22 protein-coding genes are annotated in these 26,699 nt (G+C 63.7%); 6 read left to right on the top strand and 16 right to left on the bottom strand.

All coding sequences use genetic code 11. The features are described 5' to 3' along the window. Window positions 1-8: 8 nt before the first annotated feature. The 15 genes from FJ867_RS11745 to FJ867_RS11675 form a co-directional block, all read right to left on the bottom strand. Window positions 9-794 carry an ABC transporter ATP-binding protein gene (locus FJ867_RS11745; RefSeq protein WP_140516345.1) on the bottom strand — a complete coding sequence of 262 codons (786 nt, stop codon included), beginning with the start codon at window positions 792-794 and terminating at the stop codon, window positions 9-11. Next, window positions 791-1,567: an ABC transporter permease gene (locus FJ867_RS11740; RefSeq protein WP_140495640.1), complete on the bottom strand. Its 777-nt coding sequence runs from the start codon at window positions 1,565-1,567 to the stop codon at window positions 791-793. The genes FJ867_RS11745 and FJ867_RS11740 overlap by 4 nt, the downstream gene beginning before the upstream one ends. Before the next feature lie 62 nt (window positions 1,568-1,629). Next, window positions 1,630-2,574: an ABC transporter substrate-binding protein gene (locus tag FJ867_RS11735; protein ID WP_140555034.1), complete on the bottom strand. Its 945-nt coding sequence runs from the start codon at window positions 2,572-2,574 to the stop codon at window positions 1,630-1,632. Between the two features lie 140 nt (window positions 2,575-2,714). Continuing rightward, window positions 2,715-3,059: a peptidase inhibitor family I36 protein gene (locus tag FJ867_RS11730; protein ID WP_140495638.1), complete on the bottom strand. Its 345-nt coding sequence runs from the start codon at window positions 3,057-3,059 to the stop codon at window positions 2,715-2,717. A 210-nt stretch (window positions 3,060-3,269) separates the two neighbouring features. Then, window positions 3,270-4,115 (bottom strand): DUF1194 domain-containing protein, encoded by an 846-nt coding sequence (locus FJ867_RS11725; protein WP_140495637.1) that lies wholly within the window; start codon window positions 4,113-4,115, stop codon window positions 3,270-3,272. Between the two features lie 102 nt (window positions 4,116-4,217). Beyond that, complete coding sequence (locus FJ867_RS11720; protein WP_140521113.1) at window positions 4,218-6,779, bottom strand: FAD-dependent oxidoreductase; 2,562 nt, start codon at window positions 6,777-6,779, stop codon at window positions 4,218-4,220. Between the two features lie 149 nt (window positions 6,780-6,928). Then, window positions 6,929-7,687 carry an FkbM family methyltransferase gene (locus FJ867_RS11715; protein WP_140521114.1) on the bottom strand — a complete coding sequence of 253 codons (759 nt, stop codon included), beginning with the start codon at window positions 7,685-7,687 and terminating at the stop codon, window positions 6,929-6,931. Next, window positions 7,684-8,916 (bottom strand): DUF2029 domain-containing protein, encoded by a 1,233-nt coding sequence (locus FJ867_RS11710; RefSeq protein WP_140817561.1) that lies wholly within the window; start codon window positions 8,914-8,916, stop codon window positions 7,684-7,686. Before FJ867_RS11710 ends, FJ867_RS11715 begins: the two co-directional genes overlap by 4 nt. Before the next feature lie 11 nt (window positions 8,917-8,927). Then, entirely contained in the window at window positions 8,928-10,358 is a 1,431-nt protein-coding gene (locus FJ867_RS11705; protein WP_224681054.1) for an aspartate aminotransferase family protein, read from the bottom strand. Window positions 10,359-10,463: 105 nt separating this feature from the next. Beyond that, window positions 10,464-11,471, bottom strand: coding sequence for an NAD(P)-dependent oxidoreductase (locus FJ867_RS11700; protein WP_140670265.1), 1,008 nt, complete (start codon window positions 11,469-11,471; stop codon window positions 10,464-10,466). Then, window positions 11,468-11,917 carry an EamA family transporter gene (locus tag FJ867_RS11695; RefSeq protein ID WP_140521117.1) on the bottom strand — a complete coding sequence of 150 codons (450 nt, stop codon included), beginning with the start codon at window positions 11,915-11,917 and terminating at the stop codon, window positions 11,468-11,470. Before FJ867_RS11695 ends, FJ867_RS11700 begins: the two co-directional genes overlap by 4 nt. A 123-nt stretch (window positions 11,918-12,040) precedes the next feature. Then, window positions 12,041-13,393 (bottom strand): FAD-binding oxidoreductase, encoded by a 1,353-nt coding sequence (locus tag FJ867_RS11690; RefSeq protein WP_140656982.1) that lies wholly within the window; start codon window positions 13,391-13,393, stop codon window positions 12,041-12,043. A gap of 2 nt (window positions 13,394-13,395) precedes the next feature. After that, window positions 13,396-14,829: a UbiA family prenyltransferase gene (locus tag FJ867_RS11685; RefSeq protein ID WP_140728959.1), complete on the bottom strand. Its 1,434-nt coding sequence runs from the start codon at window positions 14,827-14,829 to the stop codon at window positions 13,396-13,398. A gap of 206 nt (window positions 14,830-15,035) precedes the next feature. Next, a complete protein-coding gene (locus tag FJ867_RS11680) occupies window positions 15,036-15,299 on the bottom strand; it encodes a hypothetical protein (protein WP_140495629.1) in 264 nt (87 codons plus the stop codon). Window positions 15,300-15,451: 152 nt separating this feature from the next. Next, window positions 15,452-17,941, bottom strand: a complete 2,490-nt coding sequence (locus tag FJ867_RS11675) for a mechanosensitive ion channel family protein (RefSeq protein WP_140817438.1) — start codon at window positions 17,939-17,941, stop codon at window positions 15,452-15,454. Window positions 17,942-18,393: 452 nt separating this feature from the next. Here FJ867_RS11675 and FJ867_RS11670 point away from each other — a divergent pair, with 452 nt between their 5' ends. From FJ867_RS11670 to FJ867_RS11650, 5 genes are all read left to right on the top strand, one after another. Beyond that, complete coding sequence (locus tag FJ867_RS11670) at window positions 18,394-19,653, top strand: sarcosine oxidase subunit beta (RefSeq protein ID WP_140495627.1); 1,260 nt, start codon at window positions 18,394-18,396, stop codon at window positions 19,651-19,653. Window positions 19,654-19,707: 54 nt separating this feature from the next. Continuing rightward, window positions 19,708-20,004, top strand: coding sequence for a sarcosine oxidase subunit delta (locus FJ867_RS11665; RefSeq protein ID WP_140516363.1), 297 nt, complete (start codon window positions 19,708-19,710; stop codon window positions 20,002-20,004). After that, complete coding sequence (locus tag FJ867_RS11660; protein WP_140817437.1) at window positions 20,001-22,994, top strand: sarcosine oxidase subunit alpha; 2,994 nt, start codon at window positions 20,001-20,003, stop codon at window positions 22,992-22,994. The genes FJ867_RS11665 and FJ867_RS11660 overlap by 4 nt, the downstream gene beginning before the upstream one ends. Next, window positions 22,987-23,574: a sarcosine oxidase subunit gamma gene (locus tag FJ867_RS11655; protein WP_140817435.1), complete on the top strand. Its 588-nt coding sequence runs from the start codon at window positions 22,987-22,989 to the stop codon at window positions 23,572-23,574. Before FJ867_RS11660 ends, FJ867_RS11655 begins: the two co-directional genes overlap by 8 nt. A gap of 160 nt (window positions 23,575-23,734) precedes the next feature. Next, window positions 23,735-25,177: an MFS transporter gene (locus FJ867_RS11650; RefSeq protein WP_140817433.1), complete on the top strand. Its 1,443-nt coding sequence runs from the start codon at window positions 23,735-23,737 to the stop codon at window positions 25,175-25,177. A gap of 24 nt (window positions 25,178-25,201) precedes the next feature. Here FJ867_RS11650 and FJ867_RS11645 read toward each other — a convergent pair whose 3' ends face one another. Then, window positions 25,202-25,906 (bottom strand): nitroreductase, encoded by a 705-nt coding sequence (locus FJ867_RS11645; RefSeq protein WP_140516370.1) that lies wholly within the window; start codon window positions 25,904-25,906, stop codon window positions 25,202-25,204. 224 nt (window positions 25,907-26,130) lie between these two features. On the opposite strand from FJ867_RS11645, the gene FJ867_RS11640 reads away from it, so the two are divergent. Then, entirely contained in the window at window positions 26,131-26,673 is a 543-nt protein-coding gene (locus FJ867_RS11640; protein ID WP_246675037.1) for an XRE family transcriptional regulator, read from the top strand. Window positions 26,674-26,699: the final 26 nt, after the last annotated feature.

Raw genomic sequence — 26,699 nt, 5'->3', positions numbered from 1 at the left:
GGCGCGCCTCAGAGCGCCTCTGCCGACCGCATCGCCTCGACACGTATGTCCTCGGTCAGCCGCGCCTTCAACACGGAGAATTCCGGACTGGTCTTCAGCGTGTAGTGGCGCGGGTGCGGCAGGTCGATGGCGACGTCCGACTTGATCCGGCCGGGCCTGGCCGTCATCACCACCACGCGCGATGCCATGAAGATCGCCTCCTCGATGTCGTGAGTGACGAACAGCACCGTCTTCTTGCGCCGTTCCCAGATGCCGAGCAGCAGTTCCTGCATCAGCCCGCGCGTCTGGTTGTCGAGCGCGCCGAACGGCTCGTCCAGCAAAAGGATCGCGGGGTCGTTGGCCAGCGCCCTGGCGATCGCCGTGCGCTGCTGCATGCCGCCGGAAAGTTGCTTCGGCCAGTGGTTCTCGAAGCCCTTCAGCCCGACGAGGTCGATATAGGAGGCGACGATTTCGCCCCTCTCCCGCTCGGCCATGCCGCGTTCGCGCAGGCCGAAGGCGATGTTTTCGGCGACCGTCAGCCATGGGAACAGCGTATAGGACTGGAAGACCATGCCGCGATCCGGCCCCGGCCGGGTCACCGCTTTGCCGTCGAGCAGCACGCGCCCTTCGCTCGGCGCCTCCAGCCCGGCGACGATGCGCAAGAGCGTCGACTTCCCGCATCCCGAAGGTCCCAGGATGGTGATGAAATCATTGGCCGCGACCGCCAGGTCGACAGGCATCAGCGCCTGGACCGGTGAGCCGCCGCGCACGCCGGCGAACGTGCGCGAGACGCCCTCGATGAGAAGCTTGCTCATGCCAGGCTCCATGGGAAGAGCCAGCGATTAAGCGCCTTGAAGGCAAGATCGGACAACAGCCCGATCAGCCCGATGACGATGATGCCGAAGATGATCTGGCCGGTTGCCAGTCGCGACTGGCTGTTGATGATCATGTAGCCGATGCCCGACGACGAGCCGATCAGTTCAGCGACGATGACATAGGTCCAAGCCCAGCCGAGCACCAGCCGCAGCGTCTCGGCGATCTCGGGCGCATTGGCGGGCATGATTACACGCTTGACGATGCCGTTGTCGGTGGAGCCGAGCGTGTAGGCCGCCTCGACGAGATCGCGGCGCGTGGAGCCGACCTTTACCGCGATGATCAGGATGATCTGGAACACGGAGCCGACGAAGATGACCAGCAGCTTCTCCAGTTCGCCTATGCCGGCCCAAAGGATAAGCAGCGGAATGAAGGCCGAGGCCGGCAGGTAGCGGGCGAAGGAGACGAACGGCTCCAGGAACGCCTCGACAGGTTTCCACGCGCCCATCGCTATGCCCAGCGGCACGGCGACGGCCGATGCCAGCACGAAGCCGCCGAAGACGCGCCAGATGGTGATCAGTATGTCGAGCCAGAACCGGTCCTCGACCAGCAGCCGCCAGCCATCCCGCAGCATCGACAGCGGATCGGCGAGAAAGATGCGGTTGACGTGGCCGCCAAGCGTGATCCACGCCCAGAAAACGACGAACAGCACGAAGAAGGAAATGCCGAGCACGGTTCGCGTGCCCGGCGAGATCGGATGCAGGGGGCGCGGCATTTACAACGGTCCTTGTGGAAGCGAAACGGCGGCGCGGGGCGCCGCCGCAAGACAGCGGCCGCTCAGTTCGCCACGGCGCTGGTATCGGCCAGCGTGGAGACGTCAGGCGCTTCCTTGATCAGCCCCATCTGCAGCAGAAGCTCGCCGGCGGTCTTGGAGAAATCCTGGAACTCCTTGGTGAAGAACTGCTTGTTCTCCGCCCGGTCGGCCCATTTCAGGTACTTCGCCGAATCCTCGAACTCCTTGGCCGACTGTTTCACGTCCGCGCCCATGATGCCGTAGGATTTCTGCGGGTCCTTCTTGATCAGGTCGAGCGCGTCGAAATAGCTGTCGGCAAGCGCCTTGGCGGCGTCCGGATTGGCTTTGAGGAATTCGGGCGTGCAGCCGACCGTGTCGAGCACCATCGGGTAGTCGAGCGTGGTCGCCAATATGTGGCCCTGGTCGGCCTTGTCGCGCACCGCCGAGATGAACGGCTCATAGGTGACGGCCGCGTCGTTCTGGCCGGCAAGGAAGGCCTGCGCCGCCGCGTCCGGCTCGAGATTGACGACCGTGACATCCTTTGTCGACATGCCGTTCTTGTTCAGCACCCAGGCCAGCAGGAAATAGGGCGAGGTGCCCGGCGCCGAGGACGCGACAGTCTTGCCCTTGAGGTCGGCGACGGTCTTGATGTCGTTGCGCACCACGATGCCGTCGGCGCCATAGGATTTGTCGAGCTGGAAGATCTGCTTGGTGGTCACGCCGCTGGCGTTCCACACCTGCCATGTCTCGACCGTGGTGGCGGCGCATTGCAGGTCGCCGCTGGCGATGGCGAGCGGCCGGCTGGCCTGCGGCACTTTCTTCAAGGTCACGTCGAGGCCGTGCTTCTCGAAGAGTCCCGCCTGTTTGGCGAGCGTCAGCGGCGCGAAGCCGGTCCAGCCGCTGATCCCGATAGTGACCGATGTGGCGGCCGTCGCCGGCGCGGACAAGCCGGCGGCAAGCGCCAGCGTAAGGATAATGGTCCTGTTCATGTCAGTTCCCCTTTGTTTTCTCTGGGGGAATGTTCACGGACGCCGCCCGGCTGTCAATGAACAGGGCCGTGTTTGCCCACATCGTCGGCGACGAAGGTTCGCCTTGCCGCCACAAAACGGCAAGGCCGAGGACCTTGTCGTCAATACTGGTCGCAGTAGCACTCCGCGGACGAGATTCGGTCGTTCCAGTCGCTACCGCCGAAATCGCGGACCCTGCGCCTGATCTCGATCGATCGGCCTCCCCTGCGCGAATCCTCATAGGCAACGAGAGTGCAGCCTCGGCGAACGATCACCGACGACACGCGGTCGTTCCAGAACTCGCGGCCGCGAAAATTGACCGAATCGTCGGCCCCGAGCGCGATCGACCGTCCGCGAAAATTGCCATTTTCGAACATGATGCAGGCGGCCTGATCGTCGTATTGGGCGCTGGCGCCGTCGGCGTAAAGCATGGACGCGACCGCAGTCAGGATGGCTAGACGTCTCATCTGGTGTTTCCTCGGTTTGACCGCGTCACCCCGCCCGCCGGATGGCGCGGCAAGGCCAGTTTGCCACTGCTTCTGCCGGACTGGCAAGCCTGGAACAGTTCGGCATTTCACGGAAACGCCGAACCGCTTTAACTATTTTTTTCAATCAATTCCAAAGGGAAAGCGTTACGCGCGTACCGGGAAAGCGCTATGCGCTTTTTCTGGAATTTCTCAGCGGCTATCGAGCATCCAATTGCGGTTGCGCCACATCTTTTCGCCGACCAGGCAATCGCTGGCCTGTTCGGCCTGCGCCAGCACCACCGGCGGACGGTCGGCCTGGTCAACCGGCCGCGGCGAGGCCGGGCCGGCGAGCTCAAGCACAAGCTTGCGGCGGATAGCTTCGGGAAACTGCGTCCAGTCGTTGACCGGAACCATGAAGGCTCCGGGACCGCCAATGACGCAGTCGCTGTAATAGCGGTCGAGATCGTTGACATCGTAGGCGCTGGTGAAGCCGCCGCGGGTCATCAGCGGCAAGCCGTTTATGACGATGCCTTGCTTGACCACCTCGTCGCGGATGATATCGACCGGCGCGCCCTGGTTGTTGGGGCCGTCGCCGGAAATATCGATGACCCGCTTCGTCCCTTGAAAGCCACTTTCGGCGAAAAGGTCCGCGCCGAATTCCAGCGCGCCGGAGATAGACGTGCGCCGCGCGCTGTTGGGAGGCTGGGCGGACAGCCGCGCCACCACCTGCTCGGCGTCGGCGCGAGTGGAGATCACCGTCCACGGCACGATGACGTGCTGCGAGTTGGTGCCAGCCCATTCGACATAAGTAACGGCGATCCTGCCATAAGCGCCGGCGGCGATGGCTTGCAGCACATGATCGTGCGTCAATGCAGCCGCGTAGCCGCGACGCTGGATCTCGAGCTCGTCCGCCGACATGGACAGCGAGACGTCGACCGCCAGCACCAGTTCGACGTCGACGGGTTCGTCCGCGAGCGACACCGGGGCCAGCCACAGCATCAGCGCCAGGGCGGCGGCGCCTGAAAGCAGATGTCTTGCGCGAGCAAAAGCAGACATGCCGCAGGGTAAGCCAGAATCGCCAGCCGAAAAAGAGAAAAGCCCGACCTTGGCCGCCGGGCTTATCCAAAAATTTGCTCACGAGCCCTGCTGGGAGGTTGCCTAGCTTCTCGGCTTCAGATTCTCCGGATCGTAGAGCGGCTTGTAGCCGACACCAGCGACTTCGACCGGATAGGTCTCGCCGAAATACTCCACCTTCAGCTTGCGGCCCTCTTGGGCATAGGCCCATGGCAGATAGGCGAGCGCGATGTTCTTGCCGATGGTCGGGCCGTAAGCGACCGACGTGGTGAAGGAACGGCGGCCGAGTTCGTCGACCAGCGTCTCTCCGGTCTCGGGGTCCAGCACCGGCATCGTGCCCACCGGATAACGCGCCACGCCCTTGGAATCGGTGTTTTCGGTCATCACCAGCGTGCACAGCATCGCCGGCTGGTGCTCGCGGGCGCGGTATTCCAGGTGCTTGGCCTTGCCGCAGAAGTCGTTCTCCTTCACTTTCGGGCGGGCAAGATCGGCCTCGAGCAAGTTGTACTCGGTGAGCAGATCGGCATTCTGCAAACGCAGGCTCTTTTCCATGCGCCGCGTATTGGCATAGGTCTCGACGCCGAACGGCATGACGCCGGTCGAGCGCAGCGCGTCCCAGACGGCCAGGCCGTCCTCGTAGCGCATGTGCAGTTCCCATCCCTGTTCGCCGACATAGGAGATGCGGAAGGCGGTGACGTCCTTGCCGGCGATCCGGATCGGCTTGATCGCGGCGAACGGGAAATTCTCCAGCGCAAGGCCCTCGGGATTCTCGACGACCTTTTGCAGGGTTGCTCGCGCGTTCGGGCCCCAGATGCCGATGGTGACGTATTTTTCCGTCACATCGGTGATGGTGACATCGAAACCTTTATCCTGCGCGGTGCGGCGCATGTACTGGAAGTCGCGCGGGCCGGCGTCCGCGCCATCGATCAAACGGCAGCGGTCGGCCATGCGGATGACCGTGAAGTCGGCGCGCACCATGCCTTCCTCGTCGAGGAAGTGGGTGTAGATGCCCTTGCCGATATTGTTGTCGCCGCCGATCTTGGCCGCGCACAGCCACTCCAGCAGCGCGACGTGGTCAGGTCCCTCGATGTCATACATCGAGAAGTGCGACAGGTTGACGATGCCGCAGTCTTCGCTCATCGCCAGATGCTCGGCATTGGACACGCGCCAGAAATGGCGATTGTCCCATTCGTTCTCGCGCACCGGCACCCGGTTGGCGTATTTCTCCAGAAGATGCTCGTTGGCGGCATAGCCGTGCGCGCGCTCCCAGCCGCCCAGCTCCATGAAATAGCCACCGAGTTCCTTCTCGCGCTCCCAGAAGGGCGAGCGCCTTATGTTGCGGCCCTTGGAGAAGGGCTCGCGCGGATGCACGGCGGGATTGTAGACCTTCATCGCCGTCTCGGTGCAGCGATCCCAGATGAACTGCTCCTTGGTCTGGTGCGGATAGAAGCGCGCATAGTCGATCGCGTGATGGTCGATCGAGGTGCGGCCGTCCGTCATCCAGTCGGCGATGAGCTTGCCCATGCCGGGGCCGTCCTTGACCCAGATGGCGACGGCATACCACAGCCCCCTCACCTTCTGGCTCTCGCCCATCGACGGACCGCCATCCGCCGTCACCTGCAGCAGGCCGTTGAAGGAATGGCTTTCGTTGTAACCGAGCTCGCCCAGGATCGGCGTCAGTTCCATGGCGCGCTCCAGCGGCGCCAGGATCTGCTCCATGTCGAGGTCGCGCTGCGAAGGCGAAAGCCGGGCCTGGTCCTTCTCGAGCAGGTCGCGCGGATGGCAAAGGCGTGGATTGGTCTCTTCGTAGTAACCCCACTCGATCTGCCCGCCCTCGGCGGTCTTGGGATCACCGGTGTCGCGCATATAGGCGGAATTGCCCTGGTCGCGCAGCAGCGGCCAGCCGATCTCCTTGCCCGTGCCGGCGAACTCGTTGTAGGGCCCGAAGAAGGTGAGCGGATGGTCGATCGGCATGACGGGCAGGTCCTCGCCCACCATCTCGGCGATCAGCCGGCCCCAGATGCCGGCGCAGACGATGACGTAGTCGGCCTCGATAGTGCCGCGGTCGGTCACCACGGCGCTGATGCGGCCGTCCTTGACGACGAGCGACCGGGCCGGCGTGTTGGCGAAGGATTTGAGCTTGCCCGAGGCTTCCGCCTGGTCGACGAGCTTGCCGGCGACCGTCTGCGAGCGCGGGATGACCAGGCCGGCGTCGGGATCCCACAGGCCGCCCTGCACCATTGCCTCTTCGATGAGCGGGAATTTCTCCTTGATCTCGGCCGGTTCGATCAGCCGGGCGCGCGTGCCAAAAGCCTTGGCCGAGGCGATCTTGCGCTTGATTTCGTCCATGCGGCTGTCATCGCCGACGCGCGCGACTTCGAGGCCGCCGATGCGTGCGTAGTGGCCCATCTTCTCGTAGAAATCGATGGAGTAGAGTGTCGTCCAGCAGGACAGGAAATCGTGGCTGGTGGTGTAGCAGAAGTCGGAAGCGTGCGCCGTCGAGCCGATGTCGGTCGGGATGCCTGATTTGTCGATACCGACAATGTCGTCCCAGCCGCGTTCGATCAGGTGATGGGCGATTGACGCGCCGACAATGCCACCCAGGCCGATGATGACGACCTTCGCCTTGTTCGGAAACTCTGCCATTGCCCGCGACTCCAGGTGCTGTTGCGGGCGGCGTCGGCGCCCGTCTGATCGGCGCACAATATGCAGACGACGATGAGCGCGCTACCGCCTGTTTGCGACACGCCGCGAATGCGTCGCGACCCAGTTTGGATCAGGGAAAATCTCTGCGGTCAGGCGAAGGCCCAGATGTCCTCGGCCTGGAAACCGACCTGATAACCGGCGGTCTTGAGCTTGACCACGACCTGGCCGATCTCCGGAGCGGGCAGTGCGCCGACCTCGACCTTGATCATGCCCGGACGGTAGCGTTGGAGATCGAGTTGCTCGAAGACCATCCAGTCTGCGCCCTCGCAATCGACGAGGAAGGCGTCGATATGGCTGATGCCGTTGCGGTCGAGCAATGTCTGCAAGGTCTCGGACGGCACTTCGATGTCCCTGAGATAGGGCGCGAATTTGTTGAAATTCACGTCATCCTCGCCCCAGGCATTCTTGCCCGACATCAGGTTGGTGTCGGTAACCGAGGAGCAGCCGATGAACTCGATCGGCAGCGTGCCGGCCTCAAGCGCGGCGGCATCGAAGGTGTGGACGGTGATCGTCCCCCTTATTTTCGTGACGGCAACCGGCTCGATGATGAAGCGGCTGGTATCGGGATAATTGGCGCGCAGGCGCTTCTGGTTATAGGGGATCGGCTCGACCAGCAGGGCACGGGCGCCCGGTATGCGATGCAGCCACGGCGTGACGTCGTCGAACAGGGCGCCGTCGCAGGCACCGACATTGACCATCTGGAAAGGCCGCCTTGTCCCGCCGAAGCGCGCTTTCAGTGCCGCCCCGGCCAGGAATTTCGTGCCGCGCAGCGACGGACCGCGGTCGAGCAAACCAGCCGGAAGGCCAAGCGACAGCGCGATGCGCGTCAGGCTGGATAGCGAACTCATGGCGTGTCTCCGGGAATGGCATGCAAGGCGGCGCGGTGCTGGCCGCGGGCGATCGTCGCCCACAGCGCCATGAAAGGGGCGGCCAGCAGCAGGAATGGCGGGACCAGATGCGGGAAATAGATGCGCGTGTCGTGGATCGGGAAGACGGTGAATTTAGCCAGCGCGCCGAGCACGAGCGCCGCGAACAGAATGCCGGCGCGTCGGTTGATCCGGAAGCCGGCACGGCCGACCGCGTACCAGCCGGCCAGCGCCAGCACCGAGACGCCGACCCAGCTGTTCAGGTTGACGGCGCGCAGCAGCGATGCGGCAAATGCCTTGAGATAGGCAACGACGGAGAACGGCGGCTCGAACCCGTCCATATTGTAGTGCTGCTCGACGCTGGAGAACCACAGATGCGGCCACCAGCCAGGATGATGCGCCCAGTGCGAGATGGCGAAATAGGCGACGAAGGACGCCGCAAAACCGACCAGCGCACCCCATGCCTGCTGCCGGAAGGCGATGAGCAGAACGGCGAAAACGGCAAGAAAGACAATATTGTCCGGCCGCACCATGAAGGCGAGGAAGAGCAGGATCGCCGTCGCCGCCTCGCGGCCCCTGACATAGGCGTAAAGCCCGCCGAGCAGCAGCGCCGAAGTCAGCAGATCCGGCGTCGAGGCGCGCGCCGCATCGCCGAAATCGGCCATGATCAACACCGCGCCGATCACCGGCGCCAGCGCCAAGGCCTTTTCCGAGCGCAGCCAGAGCAGCGTGATCGCGCCGAACAGCAGCACCGAGGCTACCTGCACCAGCCGCATCGCCTCGACCGGCGACATCGCCGCGCTCAGCGTCGACAGGATCTCGGCGTAGAGGAACTTGATCCGGTACATGCCGAGCAGCGAATGGAAGTCGGCGGCATTCTCCGCCATGTGGCTGCGGAAGCCGCCGCCATCATCGGTCAGCGTCTTGTAGTCACCTGCCGAGACCCCGGCCTTGACGGTGTTGTAGGCATAATCATGCAGCGCCTGCGCATCGGGGTATGTGCCTTCCTCTGATATGGCGAGATAGGGAAGCATGTCCCAATTAGAATCGGGCATCAACCAGGCCGTCAGCGCCGTCAAAAGGATGTAGAGCGCGAAAGCCGCCGCGCCGATGGGTGCCGCCAGCCGCGCATAGGTCCCCTCACCCCCCGCCAGGCCGGCCGCTGTGAGCCGGTCGAGCGGGTTTTGCGGAGTGGGCGACTTGGTCAGCATCGTCGTGGGGCTCAACGAACCTGGCTTTTGACGAAATCCTTCACGATTCCCACAATGCCGCGCGACAAAAGGCTGTCGAAAGCATCGACAAACCGGTCGACATGCTCGCGCTGGCAGATCAGCGGCGGCTCGAGCCGGATGACGTTGCGGTTGTACTCGGTGAAGGCGACGAGCACGTCATAGTCACGCAGCAGCAGCGCGCCGACGAAGCCCGACAGCGAGCCCTTCAGCTTGTCGTCAAGCACGCTGACCACCGGCCGCAACACGGTCGGCAATGTCTGCGAGAAATCATGGAACTCGAGCCCGATCATGAGCCCCTTGCCGCGGACGTCCTTGATGATCTTGGGGTATTTGTCCTTCAGTGCCTGGAGGCGCTGCAAAAGGTACTCGCCGGTAGCGGCGGCATTGTCGATCAGGCCCTCGTCATAGAGAACGTTGAGCGCTTCGATCGAGGTGACGCAGGCCTCGCCCATGCCGCCGAAAGTCGCCATGGCATGGATCATCGCCGTCTTCGGCGTGCCGTAGGCCTTCATATAGATCTCGCGCCTGGCGACCATCGCGCCGACCGCCGCCTTTCCGCCGCCGAGCGACTTGGCGAGCGCCGTCACGTCGGGAACGACGCCATAATGTTCGAAAGCATAGAAGCGGCCGGAGCGGCCATAGCCGCACTGCACTTCGTCGGCCACCCACAGCACACCGTATTGATCGCACAATGCGCGCAGCTTCTGCCAATATTCCGCGGGCGCCTGGATGATGCCGCCGCCGCCCTGGATGGTTTCCAGCACGATGACGCCGATCTCGGGATCGGCGCGGAATGCGCGCTCGACCGCTTCGATGTCGGCGAACGGAATCCGGACCGCATTGTCCGCCACCTTGAAATCGGCGCGGTAGAGCTGGCCGTCGGTGATCGCCAGCACACCCTTGGTCTTGCCGTGGAAGGAATTCTCGGCATAGACGATTTTCGGCCGCTTCGGGCCGGCGGCACGCTCGGCGAGTTTTACCGCCGCTTCCATCGCTTCCGAGCCGGACGAGCCCAGAAACACCATGTCGAGATCGCCGGGCGAACATTTGGCGATGTTGTGGGCCAACGCGGCCGCATATTGCGACATGAAGGCGATGGCGATCTCCTGGCGCTTCTCCTCCTGGAATTTCTTGCGCGCTTCGAGGATGCGCGGATGGTTGTGGCCGAAGGCCAGCGAACCGAAGCCGCCGAAGAAATCCAGGATCTTGCGGCCGTTCTGGTCGATGTAGAACATGCCCTCGGCGCGCTCGATCTTGATCTTGTGGAAGCCGAGCAGCTTCATGAAATGCAGCTGGCCCGGGTTGAGATGCGCCTTGAACAGGTCGGTCATCGCAGCGACGTCCATCGCCTTGGCCTGCTCGACGCTGATCAGGTCAGGCTTGGCGATGGTGGCTGGCGACAGCGCCGGCGCGCTGACCATGGTGCGCGCGCTCGCCTGATCGGGCTTGGCCATGACGGTCATTTTCAATCTCCTGTCCGCGCGCAGGATCGGGGATCGTGCGCAGATGAAACTGTTGGCGGGCTGCTATTCGGCGGGCACATGTTTGGCGGCGACGGCGTGGCCGGCCTTCCTGGCGCGGTATTCGCTGTAGGCGGCGATCAGCATGTCCTCGTCGCGATGTTGCGGCACCCAGCCGAGCTGGCGTCCCGCTTTAGAGACGTCGAGCACGCACTCCTCGTCGGCGATCAGATATTGCTCCGGATCCATGATCGGCAGGTTCATGAGGTCGAGCAGATCGAGCGTGCGCTTCACCGCCCAGCCCGGCGTCGGAATCAGGATCGATTTCGAACCGGCATGCCTGATCAGGTCGCCGAGCAATTTCCTGACCGGCGGCGGGTTGAGCGAACCCAGATTATAGACCTCGTTCGGTACGCCGGCTTTCCAGGCCGCGCGGGCAGCTTCCGCACAATCGAAAACAGAAATGAACTGGTATGGATTCCGGCCCGAGCCGATCATCGGCACCGGAAGGTTCCAGTCGATCAGCTTGAACAGTTTTTCAAGGATGCCGAGCCGGCCGGGACCGATGATCAGGCGCGGACGAAACAGCGAGATCGACATGCCGCGCTTGCGCCATTCGGCGGCCAGTTCCTCGGTCATCTGCTTCGACCAGCCATATTCGCCGAGCGGCGCGACCGGATGTTCCTCGGTCATCGGGAAGGTGACCGTATGGCCGTAGATCATGTCGGTCGTGTAATGCACGAGCCGGGGCGCGCCGGCCTTGTCCATCGCCTGCATGATATGCTCGGTGCCATGGAAATTGACCGGAAAGAAGAAATCGTGCCGCTTGGCGCGCACCTGGATCGGCGACAGCATCTTTGCCGACAGATTGTAGATCATGTCGTCGGCCTTCAGCCCAACCGCCGCCACCGATGCGGGATCGGTCACGTCGCAATGGATGAAGCCGACGTTGCGATAATGCGCCAGGTCGCTCTTGACGATGTCGGCGACGACAACCTCCTCGCCATCCGCCACGAGCTTCGGGGCAAGGTGGCGACCGACAAAGCCGTCGCCGCCGAAAATCACATGTCTCATCGAACGATCTCGCTGGTGCCGATCTTGTCGGAGGTGATGGAAACGGTCTGCTCGTCATGCCCGTGGTCACCCAGGTCTCGGCCGCTTTGGGCGATTAGCACTGTGCCCACGCAGATGCAGCCGATACCTGCGATGCGCCAGCCATTGAGGTCCTCGCGAAAGACGAAATAGGCGAAGACCGCGACGGCGACATAGGCGAGGCTAAGGAACGGATAGGCAAAGGAAAGCTCGACCTTGGACAGCACGTAGAGATGCGAGGCCATGGAAATGACGAAGGTGCACAGGCCGAGGAACACCCAGGGGCTGAAGACGATCTGCAACAGCCTGATAAGCGGGTTGGCGCCTTCGAACGAGATCGGCCCAAGCGACATCATGCCTTGCTTCAGCATCAGCTGCGCGGCCGCATTCGTCATGACCGTAAAGAGAATGAAGACGATATATTTCATGTCAGCTCACCCACCCGTGACGCCTTCTATTACAAACCCGAAAAGATTTCGTGAACTCACAAGGACGTTTTGAGTAAATCTTCTCGTTAACCGATCGCTAACCACGATCCATTTCAATTTTATCTATTCCGCGGCCTCGGCACCCCGTCTTCGCAGGTCGATGTTTTTGGCTGTGCGCGCCCAGAAGCCGGACATGAAGGCCGGGTCGCGCTGCGCCTCCAGCCGTGACCACTCCGGAAAGGACGCGGCGAAGGTCGCGGCGCTCATACGCGCATCCTTGTAGGGGTTGACTGCCCCGCCGGCTCCGATGGCGATGCGGTCGAGTTCGTCCAGCAACGCCAGGGTCGCGGCTCCCCTGTTGGGGAAATCCAGCGTCAGCGTGTAGCCAGGTCGCGGGAAGGAGAGCAGCGCCGGGGATCGGACGCCGCCGAAGCGTTTCAGAACAGTGAGGAACGAGCTCTGCCCGGCCCGCCTGGCAGCCGCGAGCAGCATCGGCACCGCTTCACGCGCGGCTTCTTCCGGCACAACGCTCTGGTGCTGGAACAGCCCGTTCGGACCGTAAAGCCGGTTCCAATCGCGCACGCCGTCCAGCGGGAAGAAGAAGCCCTGGTAACCGACCTGGCGCGGCGCGGCAGAGCGGCCCTTCCTCCATCGGTAGGCCGCATTGAAGGCGCTCAGGAACGGTCGGCTGAGCACATTGAACGGCGGCTGGAACGGCACCGCGAAATTGCCGCCGGCGCGCGCGGCGGTATGCGAGCCATGCTCGGCGTGATTGCCCGTGAACAGCAGGCCGCGCCCGCTGCGCCTGCCGCCGGCGAGCTGATCGATCCAGGCGACCGCATATTCATTGGCCTGGTCCGCCGCCTCGGCCAGCTCGAAAAATTCGCCCAGGTCGCGAAACGGCGTCACCTTCTCGATGATGTCGAGGGAATGCACCCGCATCAACCGGATCGAGGCCGACAGGATCAGGCCTGTCAGCCCCATGCCGCCGATCGTCGCCCGGAACAACCGCGGATTGTCTGTCGCGGAGCAGCGGTAGGTCCTTCCATCGGACCGCAGCAGCGTGAAACTTTCGACATGGCAGCCGAACGTGCCGCGCCGGTGATGATTCTTGCCGTGGACGTCGTTGGCAATGGCGCCGCCGAGCGTGACGAACTGCGTGCCCGGAACGACTGCCGGGAAGAAGCCGTAGGGCGCGGCGTGGGCAATGATGTCGGACAGAAGCACGCCCGTATCCGCTTCGAGAAGGCCGGTCTCGGCATTGAAGGCGCGGATGCGGTTCAGCGGCCGCATGTCGACGACGGCACCGGCCTCGTTCTGGCAGGAATCGCCGTAGGATCTGCCATTGCCATAGGCAAGCAGCGAGGCGTGCCTGGCCTGACCGCCCTTCAGCAGCACGATAGCGTCATCGATGCCGATGGCGCGCGGTGCGGGCGGCGTCGCGCGCCCGAAGCTGTCGAAGCGCTCGCCGGCCATGTCTACCAGCCCCCGATCACCAGCAGCACGGCGCCGATCAGCACCACGATCTGGCTGCGCCAGTCGCGGATGATGAACACGACCGGATCGTCATGCATCTCATCGCGACGCGCCAGGATCCAGACCCGCATGGTGAGATAAAGCACGATCGGCGGCAGCGGCCAGATCAGCCAGGGATGCGGGTAGAGCTCACGCACTGCAACACTATCCATGTAGAGCGCCAGCACCAGTGCCGAGGAGAAGGCCGAAGCCATGCCGGCCTGAGCGACGATCTCCTGGTCCTCGGTGCGATATCCGCGCCCGGCAATGCGCTCGCCGGGTGGAATGGCCGTGGTGCGCAATTCGACGAAGCGCTTCACCAGCGCCAGCGACAGGAAGAAGAAGATCGAGAAGGCGAGCAGCCAGAACGAGACCTCGACGCCGGTCGCGGCCGCGCCCGCCAGAACGCGGATCGTGTAGAGGCCGGCCAGCGTCAGCACGTCGACCAGCAGCATGCGCTTGAATGACAGCGAATAAGCCGTGGTGACAGCCATGTAGCCGCCGAGCACGGCGAGGAATTCGGGCGACAGAAACAGCCCTGTGCCGATGCCGATCGCCAGCAGCACCGCGATCGCGCCGATCCCGAACGGGATAGAGAGCGCGCCGCTGGCGAATGGCCTGTTACGCTTGGTGGCATGCTTGCGGTCAAGCGCCAGGTCGAAGAAGTCGTTGAGGATATAGATGGCCGACGCCACCGCGCTGAACGAGATGAACGCCAGCACGCACTCCCAGATCATGCCGGCGTTGAAATATTCGTGCGACAGCACCATCGGCACCGCGATCAGCGAATTCTTCAGCCACTGATGCACGCGCAGCATTTTGACGATGGTACGCAGTGTCGGTTTCGGCGCCGACATGGTTTCGGCGCCATGCGCCGCCTGCCAGCGCGCGGCGTGGCGGTCCGGCGCCACCACGATCGCGCTGCGTGCCGCATCGAAAACCTTGAGATCATGGCGGCTGTTGCCGGCATAATCGAAGCCGCCATCGCCATAGGCCGCAATAAGCGAGGCACGCTTCTTGCCGGAAGTCAGATTGTCGACCCCGTCCGTCGCCAGCACCCGGTCGAAGACACCGAGGTGGCGAGCGATGGCGTCGGCGAATTTGCGCGGCGTGCCTGTCGCCAGCACGATCTTGCGGCCTTCGGCATGCTCGGCCCGGATGCGGTCGAGCAATGGCGCGCGGTAAGGCAGCGACGCGGGATCGATATCGACGCGCTGGGCGATGGCTTGCTTCAGCCGGGCCGGCCCGGCGGCGGCCCAGAAAGGCACGAGGAAAATGTAGAGCGGGTTCTTCTTGAGAAGGATGAACAGTCCTTCCCATAGCAGGTCGGTCGCGATCAGCGTGCCGTCGAGATCGACCGCAAGCGGTATTGCGTTTCCGTCCGACCGCGCGTCCATGTCGTCCTGCCCTGCCTCAAACCCGCCGCGCCGTTTGTCGACGTCTTCGCAAGACGTATAGCGGGGAGACGGCGTAACGAACGTTAAAACGCCGGGTTGTGGGCGGCTGTCACGGCGGTATTTCCCGTGTCATTGTTAAACAACCGCTACCGGAAACAATAAAAGGCCGGGCAAATGTCCGGCCTCTCGAGAGATGTGGGCAAAAATTACTTGATGCGGGCGATGCCGCCCGATATCTCGACCGTTTCCGAGCCGGTCAGGGCTTCGAGATCGCCATTGGGCAAGGTGACGAAGCAGCCATTCGGGCAGAATTCCACGGTTTCACCGGCGGCCAACGCCAGGTCGGTCTTGCTGCCGCCTTCCGTCACGATCAGCGTGCGGGTCTCGGCGTCCTTGTTGACCGCGCTGGCGGAATGGGCCGACCCGCTCACGGCGAGCAAGGCGACGGCAGCGACGAGAGACTTCCACATGTGCAATATCGGTGTTCCCACCGCCTCTGTTGCATTTCGCAAGGCATTCTCGCCTTTGCATGGGAGCTTATATGAGATGGAAGCTGAACCGCAACTGAATGCCGCATTCATGCCGCAATTGGTTTGATGGCCTGAACCTTACGACCGCCGATCTAATCCGGATCAGGCTTCTTCGCCTTGCGTCCTGATTTGGAGAGACGTTTGGCCTCGGCCGCGGCCTCCGCCTTTGCTCGTTCCTGCTCGGCGAAGTCGGCCTCGATCTTGTCGTCGTCGGTCGGCCAGGCCTTCGCATGCTTGGGCTCGATGACCGCGCGTGGCGTCGAGGGTATCTCGATATGCTGGTCGCTGAATGTTTCCAGCACGGTGAAGCGGATGTCGTTCTGCACGATGTTGCCGTTCATCACATCGGCCAGGAACACTCGGATCTCGAATTCCAGCGCGGCAGGCCCGAAATTGGAAAACAGCACGAAGGGTTCGGGGTTCTTCAGCACCAGCGGATGACCGCGGGCGATCTCGAGCAGGACGGCGTGCACCTGCTTGACGTCGCTGCCATAGGCGACGCCGACCTTGATGTCGATGCGGCCGAGCTTGTTGCGGTGCGTCCAGTTGCCGACGGCGTTGTTGATCAGGTTCGAATTGGGCAGGATCACCGACTGCCGCTGGAAGGTCTCGATCTCGGTGGCGCGCACGCTGATCTTCTTGACGGTGCCACTGATGTCGCCGGCGACGATCCAGTCGCCGACCTTGAACGGCCGCTCGGCCAGCAGGATCAGGCCCGAGACGAAGTTCGACACCACGTTCTGCAGGCCAAAGCCGATGCCGAGGGAAAGCGCGCCGGCGACCAGCGCCAGGCTGGACAGGTCGATGCCCGCCGCCGAGATGCCGATCAGTGCCGCAAGTGCCACGCCGGCATAGCCGACGGCCAGCCGGATCGAGTTGCGCACCCCCGTGTCGACCTTGCCGCGCGCCATCACCGAACCGTCGAGCCAGCCCTGGAACCAGCGCGTCAGGAAATAGCCGATGATGAAGACGACGATGCCCGACAGGATGCCGGTGACCGAAATCGTCACCGAACCGATATTAATCCCGGTCGCCAGTTTGTACGCCCAGGCCTGGATGTCGCCCAGTTGGAAGCCCCACATCAACAGGATCAGCGGCAGGAAGACCAGCACGATCATCACGTTGATGGCCACGCTGACCACAAGGCCGAGCTGGTCGAGCGCGGTGTCCTCGTAGCTGGAATTGACCGACAGCCAGCGCCCGACCGACGTATTGGCGAAGGCGCCCTCGTCGCCGATCGCCTGTGCCGACAGGAAGCCGATATAAGCGGTGACGAGCGCCGTGCCGGTGACCACCACCTGCAGCGACACGAACAGCGCAAGGCCGATATAGCCAAGCAAGGCGGCTATGATGGTGAAGAGCCCCAGAGCCAGCGCCAGGTAGCGCAGCCATGCCGGCCAAGGCCGCCAGCTGCCGTCACGGGCCTTGAACGGCCGCAGCATCGCCATCAGGATCAGGATGATGCCGACGACGATGGTGGCCACGAAACTGCGCGCGATCGTCAGCGACAGCGGCGATCCCATCTTGTCGTTGATGACGGACAGGAAGGTGTTGACGCTGATGACCACGGCCATGGCGGTGGTCAGGCGCACCAGCCAACGCGCCGGGCCGGATTCGACCGGGATCAGGCGCCAGTTCGGCAGCCGTGGCTCGAGCGCCGCATTGGCCAGCCGATTGACGCAGAACACCACCCCGATGACCGTCGCCAGCGCGTTGAGGAAAAGGCCAATGTCGCCGCGCAAAACGTTGTAATAGTTGAAAAAGAAAATCGTCGACCCAAGAAAGGCGCCGACCGCCAGCGTCGGCAGCAATGTCGACCAGAAGGCCACCGACAGGCGGCTGAGATAGGACGGGTCCTCATTGGACGGTTCGGCTTCGAACACCCGTCCAAACAACCGCCTGCCGCCGACCAGAAGCACCAGGGCCAGCCCGAGCGCCACGAAGGTTGCCGCCAGAATGGCCTGGAACTTGAACCTGAAGGCGAAGCTCAGCCAGGACGAGACCGCCTTGTAGAAATTGCCGAACTCGTCGCGGGCGTCGGAAAAGACCTGTGGGCTCAGCGCATCCGACAGCACATAGCGCTTGGTCAGGAGATTGCGGAAAAGCGCGCTGCGCATGTTGCCGATCTTGTCGATCATCCCGCTGATGCGGATCGACAGCGTCTGCGCCTGCGCGATGACCGCGTTGATCTCGGCCTTTTCGGAGACCAGCGCCTGGCGCTCGGTGCTGACGATGTCGGGTTCCGGCGGCTGGCCTGCGGCGGGTGCCGGGCCAAGCTGCTCGAGCCGGCTGTTGATCTCGCTAAGGCGGGTGCGGAAGGCCAGCGCGCTGTTCAGCGATTGCCGCGACAGTTCCTCGAGTTGCAGGCGGATATCGACGAGAGTGGCGTCGTCGTCGCCGTCCTGCTGGATCTTCTTGTCGAAATTATCGGTCTTGGTCGTCAGGTCCTGAAGGATTTTCTGCTGGTCGGCGACCAGTCCGGCAGGCGCCTGGCCAAGCCCTTGCGCCGACGCATCGAACGAAAGCGGCGCCGAAACGACAAGCGCGAACATCAAGACGAGACGAAGCAATTTGAAAAACATGATTTGTTGGCGACTCAAGGCGGCAATGGCAATTGAATTTGCCTGTCCTTGATAAAGACGGCCATATCATGGGGCAAGCCGTCGCATCCGACCGCCAGGGCTCCGAACTCGGGGCAACAAAGACCTGACGACCGCCAGTCCCGTTGTGCCGGCAGCTTTATGATAGGAATTTTTTCTTGACTGGGTGAAGGCAGCTATGGTAGATATTCAGTCATGGTGCTGAGTTGCGCCAACGACCCGCCGCACAGGCGGGTTTTTTCGTTCAATGCTCCATCAACAGCGCGCCGGCGAAGGACCCCGTCACCCGGACTCGTCGCCTGATCCGACCGCACCTGCGCTGATCTGGCGGTGGCCGGAGCGTCGGCCAGTCGAAAGGCGATGGCGCAATATTGGCTTTGCGCGTGCGGCCTGCTCTATAGTCTGCCGCATCGCCCGAAACGGACATCATATCCATGGCAGAGTACTCGGCCCTTTCGCTGCTCGCGAATGCGCTCAAGGGAAACAAGGACTGGAAGCCGGCCTGGCGCAAGCCGGACCCGAAGGCATCCTACGACGTCATCATCATCGGTGGCGGCGGGCACGGGTTGTCGACCGCCTATTATCTCGCCAAGGAACACGGCATCACCAATGTCGCGGTGCTGGAGAAAGGCTGGCTCGGCTCCGGCAATGTCGGCCGCAACACCACCGCCGTGCGCTCCAACTATCTGCTGCCCGCCAACACCCGCTTCTACGAGCATTCGATGAAGCTGTGGGAGAACCTGTCGCACGATCTCAACTACAACGTCATGTTCTCGCAGCGCGGCTGCCTGAACCTGGCGCACACGCCGGCCCAGTTCGACGACTATGCACGGCGCGGCAACGCCATGCGCCATCTCGGTGTCGACGCCGAACTGATGACGCCGGCGCAAATCAAGCGCCTGATCCCCGCGCTCGATATTTCCAGTGATGCACGCTTCCCCGTGGTCGGCGGCCTGATGCAGCGGCGCGCCGGCACCGCCCGCCACGACGCCGTGGCCTGGGGCTATGCGCGCGGCGCCGACCGGCGCGGCGTCGACATCATCGAGAATTGCGAGGTCACCGGCTTCCTGCGCGACGGCGACCGCATCACCGGCGTCACCACATCACGCGGCGACATCCGCGCCAAGAAGGTGGCGGTCGCGGTGGCCGGCAGTACCGGCCGGGTGATGCAGCTTGCCGGCATCGAGACGATGCCGATCGAGAGCCATGTGCTGCAGGCCTTCGTCACCGAATCGCTGAAGCCCTTCATCGATACGGTCGTCACGTTCGGCATGGGCCATTTCTACATGTCGCAATCGGACAAGGGCGGCCTCGTCTACGGCGGCGACATCGACGGCTACAACAGCTACGCCCAGCGCGGCAACCTGCCCATCGTCGACGAGGTGATGAGCGAGATGCTGGCGCTGTTCCCGGGGCTTGCCCGCGTGCGCATGCTGCGCTCCTGGGGCGGCGTCTGCGACATGTCGATGGACGGCTCGCCCATCATCACCACCGGGCCCCTGCCCGGCATGTATCTCAACTGCGGCTGGTGCTATGGCGGCTTCAAGGCGACGCCCGCCTCCGGCTGGTGCTTTGCCTGGACCATCGCCAAGGACGAGCCGCATGACCTCAACGCCCCCTTCACGCTCGACCGCTTCCATCGCGGCCTGGTGATCGACGACAAGGGCCAGGGCGCCAATCCCAGACTGCACTGAACAATATCTCTCCAAGCAAGGCTTCACCGAGCAAGGCTGCACCAGGAATATCCGATGTTGATCACTTGTCCCTATTGCGGCCCGCGCGACGTCATCGAGTTCACCTACCAGGGTGACGGCAACCGCGAGCGTCCCGACCCCGCCTCGCAGAACTTCGAAGCCTGGAACGCCTATGTCTATGACCGGCTGAACCCGGCCGGAGACCACAACGAGATCTGGCAGCATTCCGGCGGCTGCCGCGCGCATCTCAGGGTCGTGCGCAACACGCTGACGCATGAGATTTCCAGCGTCGCCTTCGCACGCGGCGATCACGGCCCGGTCGCGCGTCGCAAGGCGGAGGGCAGATCGTGAGCCCGCGCCGGACCGAGACCGGCGGCCGCATCGACCGGCTGAAGACCATCCGCTTCACCTTTGATGGCGCGTCCTACACCGGCCATGCCGGCGATACGCTGGCTTCGGCACTGCTGGCCAACGGCGTCACGCTTTACGGGCGCTCGTTCAAATACCACCGCCCGCGCGGCCTCCTGACAGCAGGCGTGGAAGAGCCGAACGCGCTGGTGACGGTGCTGAAGGGCGAGGTTCGCGAGCCCAACATCGCGGCGACCATGGTCGAGATTCATGACGGGTTGGTCGCCGTCAGCCAGAACCGTTTTCCCTCGCTGGCTTGGGACGTCAGCGCCGTCAACCAGCTCGGCGGCAAGCTCCTGTCGGCCGGCTTCTACTACAAGACCTTCATGGGTCCGGTGATCGGGCCGCTGAAGGGCACGCGCTTCTGGATGTTCTGCGAGCATTTCATCCGCCGCGCGGCCGGCCTCGGCCGTGCCGGTTCCGCCGCCGACCCGGCGCGCTATGAGCGCATGAACGCCTTTTGCGACGTGCTGGTGGTCGGCTCCGGCCCTGCCGGGCTGACGGCCGCCAAGGCCGCTGCTGATCAGGGCGCGCGCGTCATGCTTGCCGAACTCGATCCGCGTTTCGGCGGCTCTGCCAACTGGTCGAACGAGACGATCGATGACCTGCCGGCGGCCGACTGGGCCAGGCGAACCGTGGCCCAGCTCGAGGGTTACGACAATGTCCGGCTTCTGCCGCGCACCACGGTCTGGGGCTACTACGACAGCAATACGCTTGCCGCCCTTGAACGGGTCACCGATCACAAGGAGACACACGGCAAGGGCGAACCGCGCCATCGCTACTGGGCGATCCGCGCACGGTCGGTTGTGCTGGCCACCGGCGCTTTCGAACGGCCGCTTGTATTCCCGGGCAATGACCGCCCGGGCGTGATGCTGGCGCATGCCGCGGAGCGCTACGCCAACGAATTCGGCGTGCTGGCGGGGCAGACGGTCGCGCTGTTCACCAACAATGACAGCGCCTATCGCTGCGCCCTGGCGCTGAAGAAGGCCGGCGCAAGGATTGCCGCGATTGTCGATGTCCGCCCCGAGCTTTCTGGCCAAATGCGCAAGCTGGCCGAGGAGACCGAAGCCGAGATCTTTCCCGGCCATGCCGTGATCGCCACTGAGGGCGGCAAGGCGCTCTCCGGCGTCAAGCTGCAGCGCTTCGACATGACCAACGGCACGCTCACCGGCGATTCTCGCAGCATCCATGCCGACTGCCTCTTGATGTCGGGCGGCTGGTCGCCAACCATCCACCTGGCCAGCCAGGCCGGCGCCAAGGCGGAGTGGAATGCCGCCCGACAAGCCTTCCTGCCGCCGAAGCCGACGCAGAACTGGATTGGCGCCGGCGCCTTCACCGGCAGCTTTTCCACGGCCGAAGCAATGATCGAGGGCCGCGCCGCGGGCCTTGCCGCGGCAGGCGCGCAAGCCACGCCGGCCGCACTGCCCCCGGTCGAAGCCGTAGCTTGCGATCCCGATCCGGCGCCGGTGTTCGAGATCAGGGCCAGCGGCAAGAGCTTCGTCGACTTCCAGCACGACGTGACGTCGGAGGACGTGCGGCTGGCGCACCGCGAAGGCTTCGTCTCGGTCGAGCATCTGAAACGCTACACCACGCTCGGCATGGCGACCGACCAGGGCAAGAATTCCAACGTCCCCGGCCTGGCCATCATGGCCGAGGCGCTGGGCAAGCCGATCCCGGAAGTCGGCACGACGCGCTTCCGGGCGCCTTTTGCACCGGTTTCGATCGGATCACTGGCGGCGGAGCGCTTCGGCGACCTCAAGCCCGAACGGCTGACGCCGATGCATGACTGGCATGTCGCCAATGGCGCAACCATGTATTCCGCCGGCCTGTGGTACCGGCCGATGATCTACGGCCTTGCCGGCGAAACGGTCGAGCAGGCCTATGTGCGCGAGGCCAGGGCGACGCGCGAAAGCGCCGGCATCGTCGATGTCTCGACGCTGGGCAAGATCGCGGTGCAAGGTCCGGACGCGGCCGAATTCCTCGACCGTGTCTACACCAACATGTTTTCCACGCTGGCCGTCGGCAAAGCGCGCTACGGGCTGATGCTGCGCGAGGACGGGCTGGCCTTCGACGACGGTACCACATGGCGGCTCGGCGAACAGGATTTCCTGATGACCACCACCACGGCCAATGCCGGCAAGGTTATGCAGCATCTGGAATATTTCCTCGATGTGGTCTGGCCGGAGCTCAAGGTTCATGTCACCTCCGTGACCGACCAGTGGGCGGGTGCCGCGATCGGCGGGCCGAAAGCCAGGCAGATCCTGGCCGGCTGCGTCGTCGGCACCGCTGTCGACAATGCGGCGCTGCCGTTCATGGGCATCGTGCATGGCCAGATCGCTGGTGTGCCGGTGATGATCTGCCGGCTGTCCTTTTCCGGCGAAATGGCGTTCGAGGTCTATTGCGGCGCCGACCATGGCACGCATGTCTGGGAAGCGCTTATCGAGGCCGGCAAGCCGTTCGGACTGGTAACCTACGGACTGGAAGCACTGGGCACCATGCGCATCGAGAAAGGCCATGTGACGGGCGCCGAGATCGACGGCCGCACCACGGCGCGCGACCTGCATCTCGACTGGATGCTGTCGAAGAAGAAGCCGTTTATCGGCTCGGCGATGATGGACCGCGAGGGCCTCATCTCGCCCGACCGGCTGGAACTTGTCGGCCTGGTCTCGCTCGACAACAGGCCGCTCAACGGCGGCGCGCATATCGTCGAGGAGCTTGACGAGTCCAACCCGCACGGCTCCATCGGCCACATCACGGCCTGCTGCTATTCGCCGGCGCTCGGCAAGCACATCGCGCTGGCGCTGATCAAAGGCGGCAAGGCCAGGCACGGCTCGCGCGCCCATGTCTCCGATCCGCTGCGCAACCGGTTCGGACCGGTCGAGATCGTTTCCAACCACTTCTACGATCCGGACGGGAGCCGCATGCATGGTTGAGCGCCTTTCACCGCTGGAACCGGAATTCCATGTCGGCTCGCACGGCAATTTCGAACATGGTGTCGAGGTCATCCTGACCGAGACGAGACCGGGTTCGATCGTGCAGCTCGCCGCCTGGCCGGGCGAAGAGAAGAAACTGATATCAGGCATCCGCGCCGTCACCGGGCTTACGTTGCCCGACGGTGCCGGCGGTGGCGCCACCAATGGCGCCAAATCGGCATTCGGTTTCGCACCGGGAAAGTTCACCGTAGCCGACGAAGCCGAGGGGCTGGCCGCGGCTTTCGCGGGCGTGGTGACCCCCGCCATCGGCACGGTGACCGATCTTTCGCATGGCCGCACCGCGATCCGCATCGCCGGTCCGAAGGCCGAATGGGTGCTGGCGAAGTTCTTCGCCATCGATTTCGCGCTGCCGGCCTTCCCGCTCGACGCCGGCCGGTCGACCACCCATCACGACATCTTCGCCCAGGTCCAGCGCACCGGCGGCGACCAGTTCGACATCTACGTCTTCCGTTCTTTCGCGCGCTCCTTCTGGAAGGCGCTGTGTCACGCCAGCGAGGAAGTCGGCTACGAGGTACAGTAGGCTCGGGATCGACGAATTCTGGCATCAAGGCCGGCCGGCTCTGACGCTACAGCAATGCGCCGGCGGCCGCCATAATGGCGTGATATGGCCGTCAAGCCGGTCCGAAGGGTAACAAAACCCGTCTCCAGAATCCGCGCATCCGTTTGGTTCGAATATCTCCATGACCGCAGAAATATCCGCCGGCGCCACCGATCGCGCCGATGTGCCAGCCAGAGCCCTGCTCCTGCTGCCGCTGACGGTCGCCTGCGGCGTGTTCATGACCAGCCTCGACCAGAATGTCGTGGTGACGGCGCTGCCCGGCATCAGCGAAAGCCTCGGCCGCCCGCCCAGCCAGCTTGGCCTGCTGATCACGGTCTACGTCGCCAGCCTGATCATCTCGATGCCGCTCGGCGGTTGGGCTGCCGACCGCTTCGGCCTGCGCAACGTCTACTGCTTTGCGCTGCTGGTATTCGCCGCCTCGTCGGCGCTGTGCGGCCTGTCCGACAACATCTGGACGCTGGTCGGCGCCCGCGCGCTGCAGGGCTTCGGCGGCGCGCTGATGGGCACGCTCGGTCAGGTCGTCATCCTGTCGACCTTCCCTCGAAGCCGGACGCTGAAGATCAACATGTATATCTCGCTGGCCGGCCAGTCCGGCCCGCTCGTCGGTCCGCTCGTCGGCGGCGCGCTGACCACTTACATTTCCTGGCGCTGGATCTTCTTCATCAACGTGCCCTTCGCGCTGGCCGCGGCTGTCCTTGCCGCCTCGCTGTTTCCGACGGTGACCAAACCCGTGCGCACACCGTTCGATTTCCCGGGCTTCCTGCTGGTCGGCAGCGGCATGGTCCTGCTTGTCTTCGGCATGGATTCGCTGGCGGCGAAAGATGCGGCCGCCGGCGTGATCGCGACCGAGCTTGCCCTGGCGCTGGTCATCCTGACGGTCGCCTCGTTCTATTGCCTGCGCGTGCGCAATCCCTTGCTCGACCTCAAGCTCCTGCGCATCCGCACCTTCCGCATCTCCTTCCTCACCGGCGGCGGTCTGGACACGATCGGCCTCAGCTCCGTCGTCTTCCTGCTGCCGCTGATGTTCCAGCTCGGCTTCGGCATGAGCGCGGTACAGGCGGGATCGCTGACCTTCGTCGCCGCGGTCGGGTCGGTGGTCATGCGTGTCTTCATGCCTCGCCTGCTCAACCGCTTCGGTTTCCGCCGCGTGCTGGTTTTCAACACGCCCGTCGTCGCGGCCATGGTTGCGGGCTTTGCCCTGATGCAGGCGACCACACCGGTGTGGATCGTGCTTGCCTACATCTTCATCTTCGGCGTCTTCCGTTCCGCGCAATGGGCGTCGACCGGCAACCTTGCCTATTCCGACATCGCGCCCGATCAGCTCGCCCGCTTCAGCGCGCTCTATTACATATTGTGGCAACTGGCGGTGGCGATCAGCGTCGGCCTGGCCGCCGCGGCACTATCGTTTCTGGCCGGCGGCGGCCCGGCCGTCGCCAATGACTTCCGGATACTGTTCGTGATCGAGGGTGTCATCACGCTGTGCGCGCTATCAGCCTATCTCAAGCTGACGCCGCAGGATGGCGCCCATGTCAGCGGCCATGGCGCCCAGATGAACACGGAATAGCGGATGTCGCAGCGCAGCAGCGGCCTACTCGCTGAACGTCACCCATTCCTCCAGCGGCACGCGGTCGGTTCGGAAGGCGTTTTCGGGCTTCGACGTATCTTCATAACCGAGCGCCATGCCGCAGACGACGATCTCCTCGTCGGGAATGCCGAGCACCGGCCTGATCTGCCGGTGATAGGGCGCGAACGCCGCCTGCGGACAGGTGTGCAAGCCCCTGCCCCGCGCGGCAACCATGATGTTCTGCAGGAACATGCCGTAGTCGATCCAGGAACCCTGGTTAAGCCGGCGGTCGATGGTGAAGATCATGCCGACCGGCGCGTCGAAGAAGACGAAGTTGCGGTCGTGCTGGGCACGCATCTTGTCGACCTCGCGGCGACCGATGCCGAGCGCGCCGTAGAGCCCGAAACCGTTGGCGCGGCGGCGGGTCAGGTAGGGTTCGAAGAACTGCGTGGGATAATAGCGATATTCGTCCCAATCGGCCTTTTCAGCACGGATGCCGGAATTCAGGATGGCATCCGATATCCGCTGCTTGGTGTCACCCTTGGTGACATAGACCCGCCATGGCTGCATATTGGTGCCGGAAGGGGCGCGTGCCGCGACCGCCAGTATGTCGCGGATCGTGTTGTCGTCGACCATGTCGGGCAGAAAAGCGCGCACCGACCGGCGCGATACGATCGCGTCGTCGACGATCTCGGCATCAACCGTGATTCGAGCCTTCTTTCCAAGCATGGGCCGTCCCTTACCCTGTGTCCCGATCGGACGTCCCCACTCGCCGCTCGCGGCCGAGCCTTTGCATGAACCGCCAAAATCGCGCAAGCAAATCTTGTGCACCCGTGAAAATCCGCTTGATTTTTTCACCGCTCCGGCATCTCATGAAATTTGATGGGATTTTTTCACGAGAGCGCGATTTGCCTCCAACTACAGCGAAAGCATTGCAGGGAAATTACGAGCGATTGCTGGCCAGCGACATCAGGGCGCTGCGCAAGGCGCGAGGGTTGACGCTCGCCGAGATCGCCCTGAAACTCGGCCGGTCGGTCGGCTGGGTCAGCCAGGTCGAACGCGGCCTGTCGACACCGTCGCTCAGTGATCTCCGGGCTTTCGGCGAACTGTTCGGCGTGCCGGTCAGCCTGTTCTTCGGCCACGACGTGCCTGTCGAAAGCGAGCGCGGCGCGGTCGTGCGGGCCGGCAGCCGCCGCACCCTTGGCACAAGCGAATCCGGCCTCATGGAGGAGCTTCTGTCGCCTGATCTCGGCGGTAGCTTCGAGATGCTGCGTTCCGTCTTCGCGCCGGGCGCCGAGCTCAAGAGCGAGCCGCGTCGGCCGACCGAAGAGGCTGGATATGTCGTGTCGGGGACGTTCGACATCGAAATATCGGGGACATGGCATCGGCTCGGCGAAGGCGATTCCTTTCGCTTCGAGGGCAAGCCATTCCGCTGGCGCAATCCGGGAATGGAGCCGGCGGTCGTCATCTGGGTGGTTTCGCCGCCAGTTTATTGAATGAAATTGGACCAAGGGTTGGAGAA

The sequence above is a fragment of the Mesorhizobium sp. B2-5-3 genome (assembly GCF_006441005.1).
Lineage (GTDB): Bacteria > Pseudomonadota > Alphaproteobacteria > Rhizobiales > Rhizobiaceae > Mesorhizobium.
This window is presented reverse-complemented; position numbering and strand designations above follow the sequence as displayed.

Excerpts from the sequence above, each read along its gene's own strand:
- FJ867_RS11745 (WP_140516345.1), bottom strand. The coding sequence starts at position 794 with ATGAGCAAGCTTCTCATCGAGGGCGTCTCGCGCACGTTCGCCGGCGTG.
- FJ867_RS11740 (WP_140495640.1), bottom strand. The coding sequence starts at position 1,567 with ATGCCGCGCCCCCTGCATCCGATCTCGCCGGGCACGCGAACCGTGCTC.
- FJ867_RS11735 (WP_140555034.1), bottom strand. The coding sequence starts at position 2,574 with ATGAACAGGACCATTATCCTTACGCTGGCGCTTGCCGCCGGCTTGTCC.
- FJ867_RS11730 (WP_140495638.1), bottom strand. The coding sequence starts at position 3,059 with ATGAGACGTCTAGCCATCCTGACTGCGGTCGCGTCCATGCTTTACGCC.
- FJ867_RS11725 (WP_140495637.1), bottom strand. The coding sequence starts at position 4,115 with ATGTCTGCTTTTGCTCGCGCAAGACATCTGCTTTCAGGCGCCGCCGCC.
- FJ867_RS11720 (WP_140521113.1), bottom strand. The coding sequence starts at position 6,779 with ATGGCAGAGTTTCCGAACAAGGCGAAGGTCGTCATCATCGGCCTGGGT.
- FJ867_RS11715 (WP_140521114.1), bottom strand. The coding sequence starts at position 7,687 with ATGAGTTCGCTATCCAGCCTGACGCGCATCGCGCTGTCGCTTGGCCTT.
- FJ867_RS11710 (WP_140817561.1), bottom strand. The coding sequence starts at position 8,916 with ATGCTGACCAAGTCGCCCACTCCGCAAAACCCGCTCGACCGGCTCACA.
- FJ867_RS11705 (WP_224681054.1), bottom strand. The coding sequence starts at position 10,358 with ATGGTCAGCGCGCCGGCGCTGTCGCCAGCCACCATCGCCAAGCCTGAC.
- FJ867_RS11700 (WP_140670265.1), bottom strand. The coding sequence starts at position 11,471 with ATGAGACATGTGATTTTCGGCGGCGACGGCTTTGTCGGTCGCCACCTT.
- FJ867_RS11695 (WP_140521117.1), bottom strand. The coding sequence starts at position 11,917 with ATGAAATATATCGTCTTCATTCTCTTTACGGTCATGACGAATGCGGCC.
- FJ867_RS11690 (WP_140656982.1), bottom strand. The coding sequence starts at position 13,393 with ATGGCCGGCGAGCGCTTCGACAGCTTCGGGCGCGCGACGCCGCCCGCA.
- FJ867_RS11685 (WP_140728959.1), bottom strand. The coding sequence starts at position 14,829 with ATGGACGCGCGGTCGGACGGAAACGCAATACCGCTTGCGGTCGATCTC.
- FJ867_RS11680 (WP_140495629.1), bottom strand. The coding sequence starts at position 15,299 with ATGTGGAAGTCTCTCGTCGCTGCCGTCGCCTTGCTCGCCGTGAGCGGG.
- FJ867_RS11675 (WP_140817438.1), bottom strand. The coding sequence starts at position 17,941 with ATGTTTTTCAAATTGCTTCGTCTCGTCTTGATGTTCGCGCTTGTCGTT.
- FJ867_RS11670 (WP_140495627.1), top strand. The coding sequence starts at position 18,394 with ATGGCAGAGTACTCGGCCCTTTCGCTGCTCGCGAATGCGCTCAAGGGA.
- FJ867_RS11665 (WP_140516363.1), top strand. The coding sequence starts at position 19,708 with ATGTTGATCACTTGTCCCTATTGCGGCCCGCGCGACGTCATCGAGTTC.
- FJ867_RS11655 (WP_140817435.1), top strand. The coding sequence starts at position 22,987 with ATGGTTGAGCGCCTTTCACCGCTGGAACCGGAATTCCATGTCGGCTCG.
- FJ867_RS11650 (WP_140817433.1), top strand. The coding sequence starts at position 23,735 with ATGACCGCAGAAATATCCGCCGGCGCCACCGATCGCGCCGATGTGCCA.
- FJ867_RS11645 (WP_140516370.1), bottom strand. The coding sequence starts at position 25,906 with ATGCTTGGAAAGAAGGCTCGAATCACGGTTGATGCCGAGATCGTCGAC.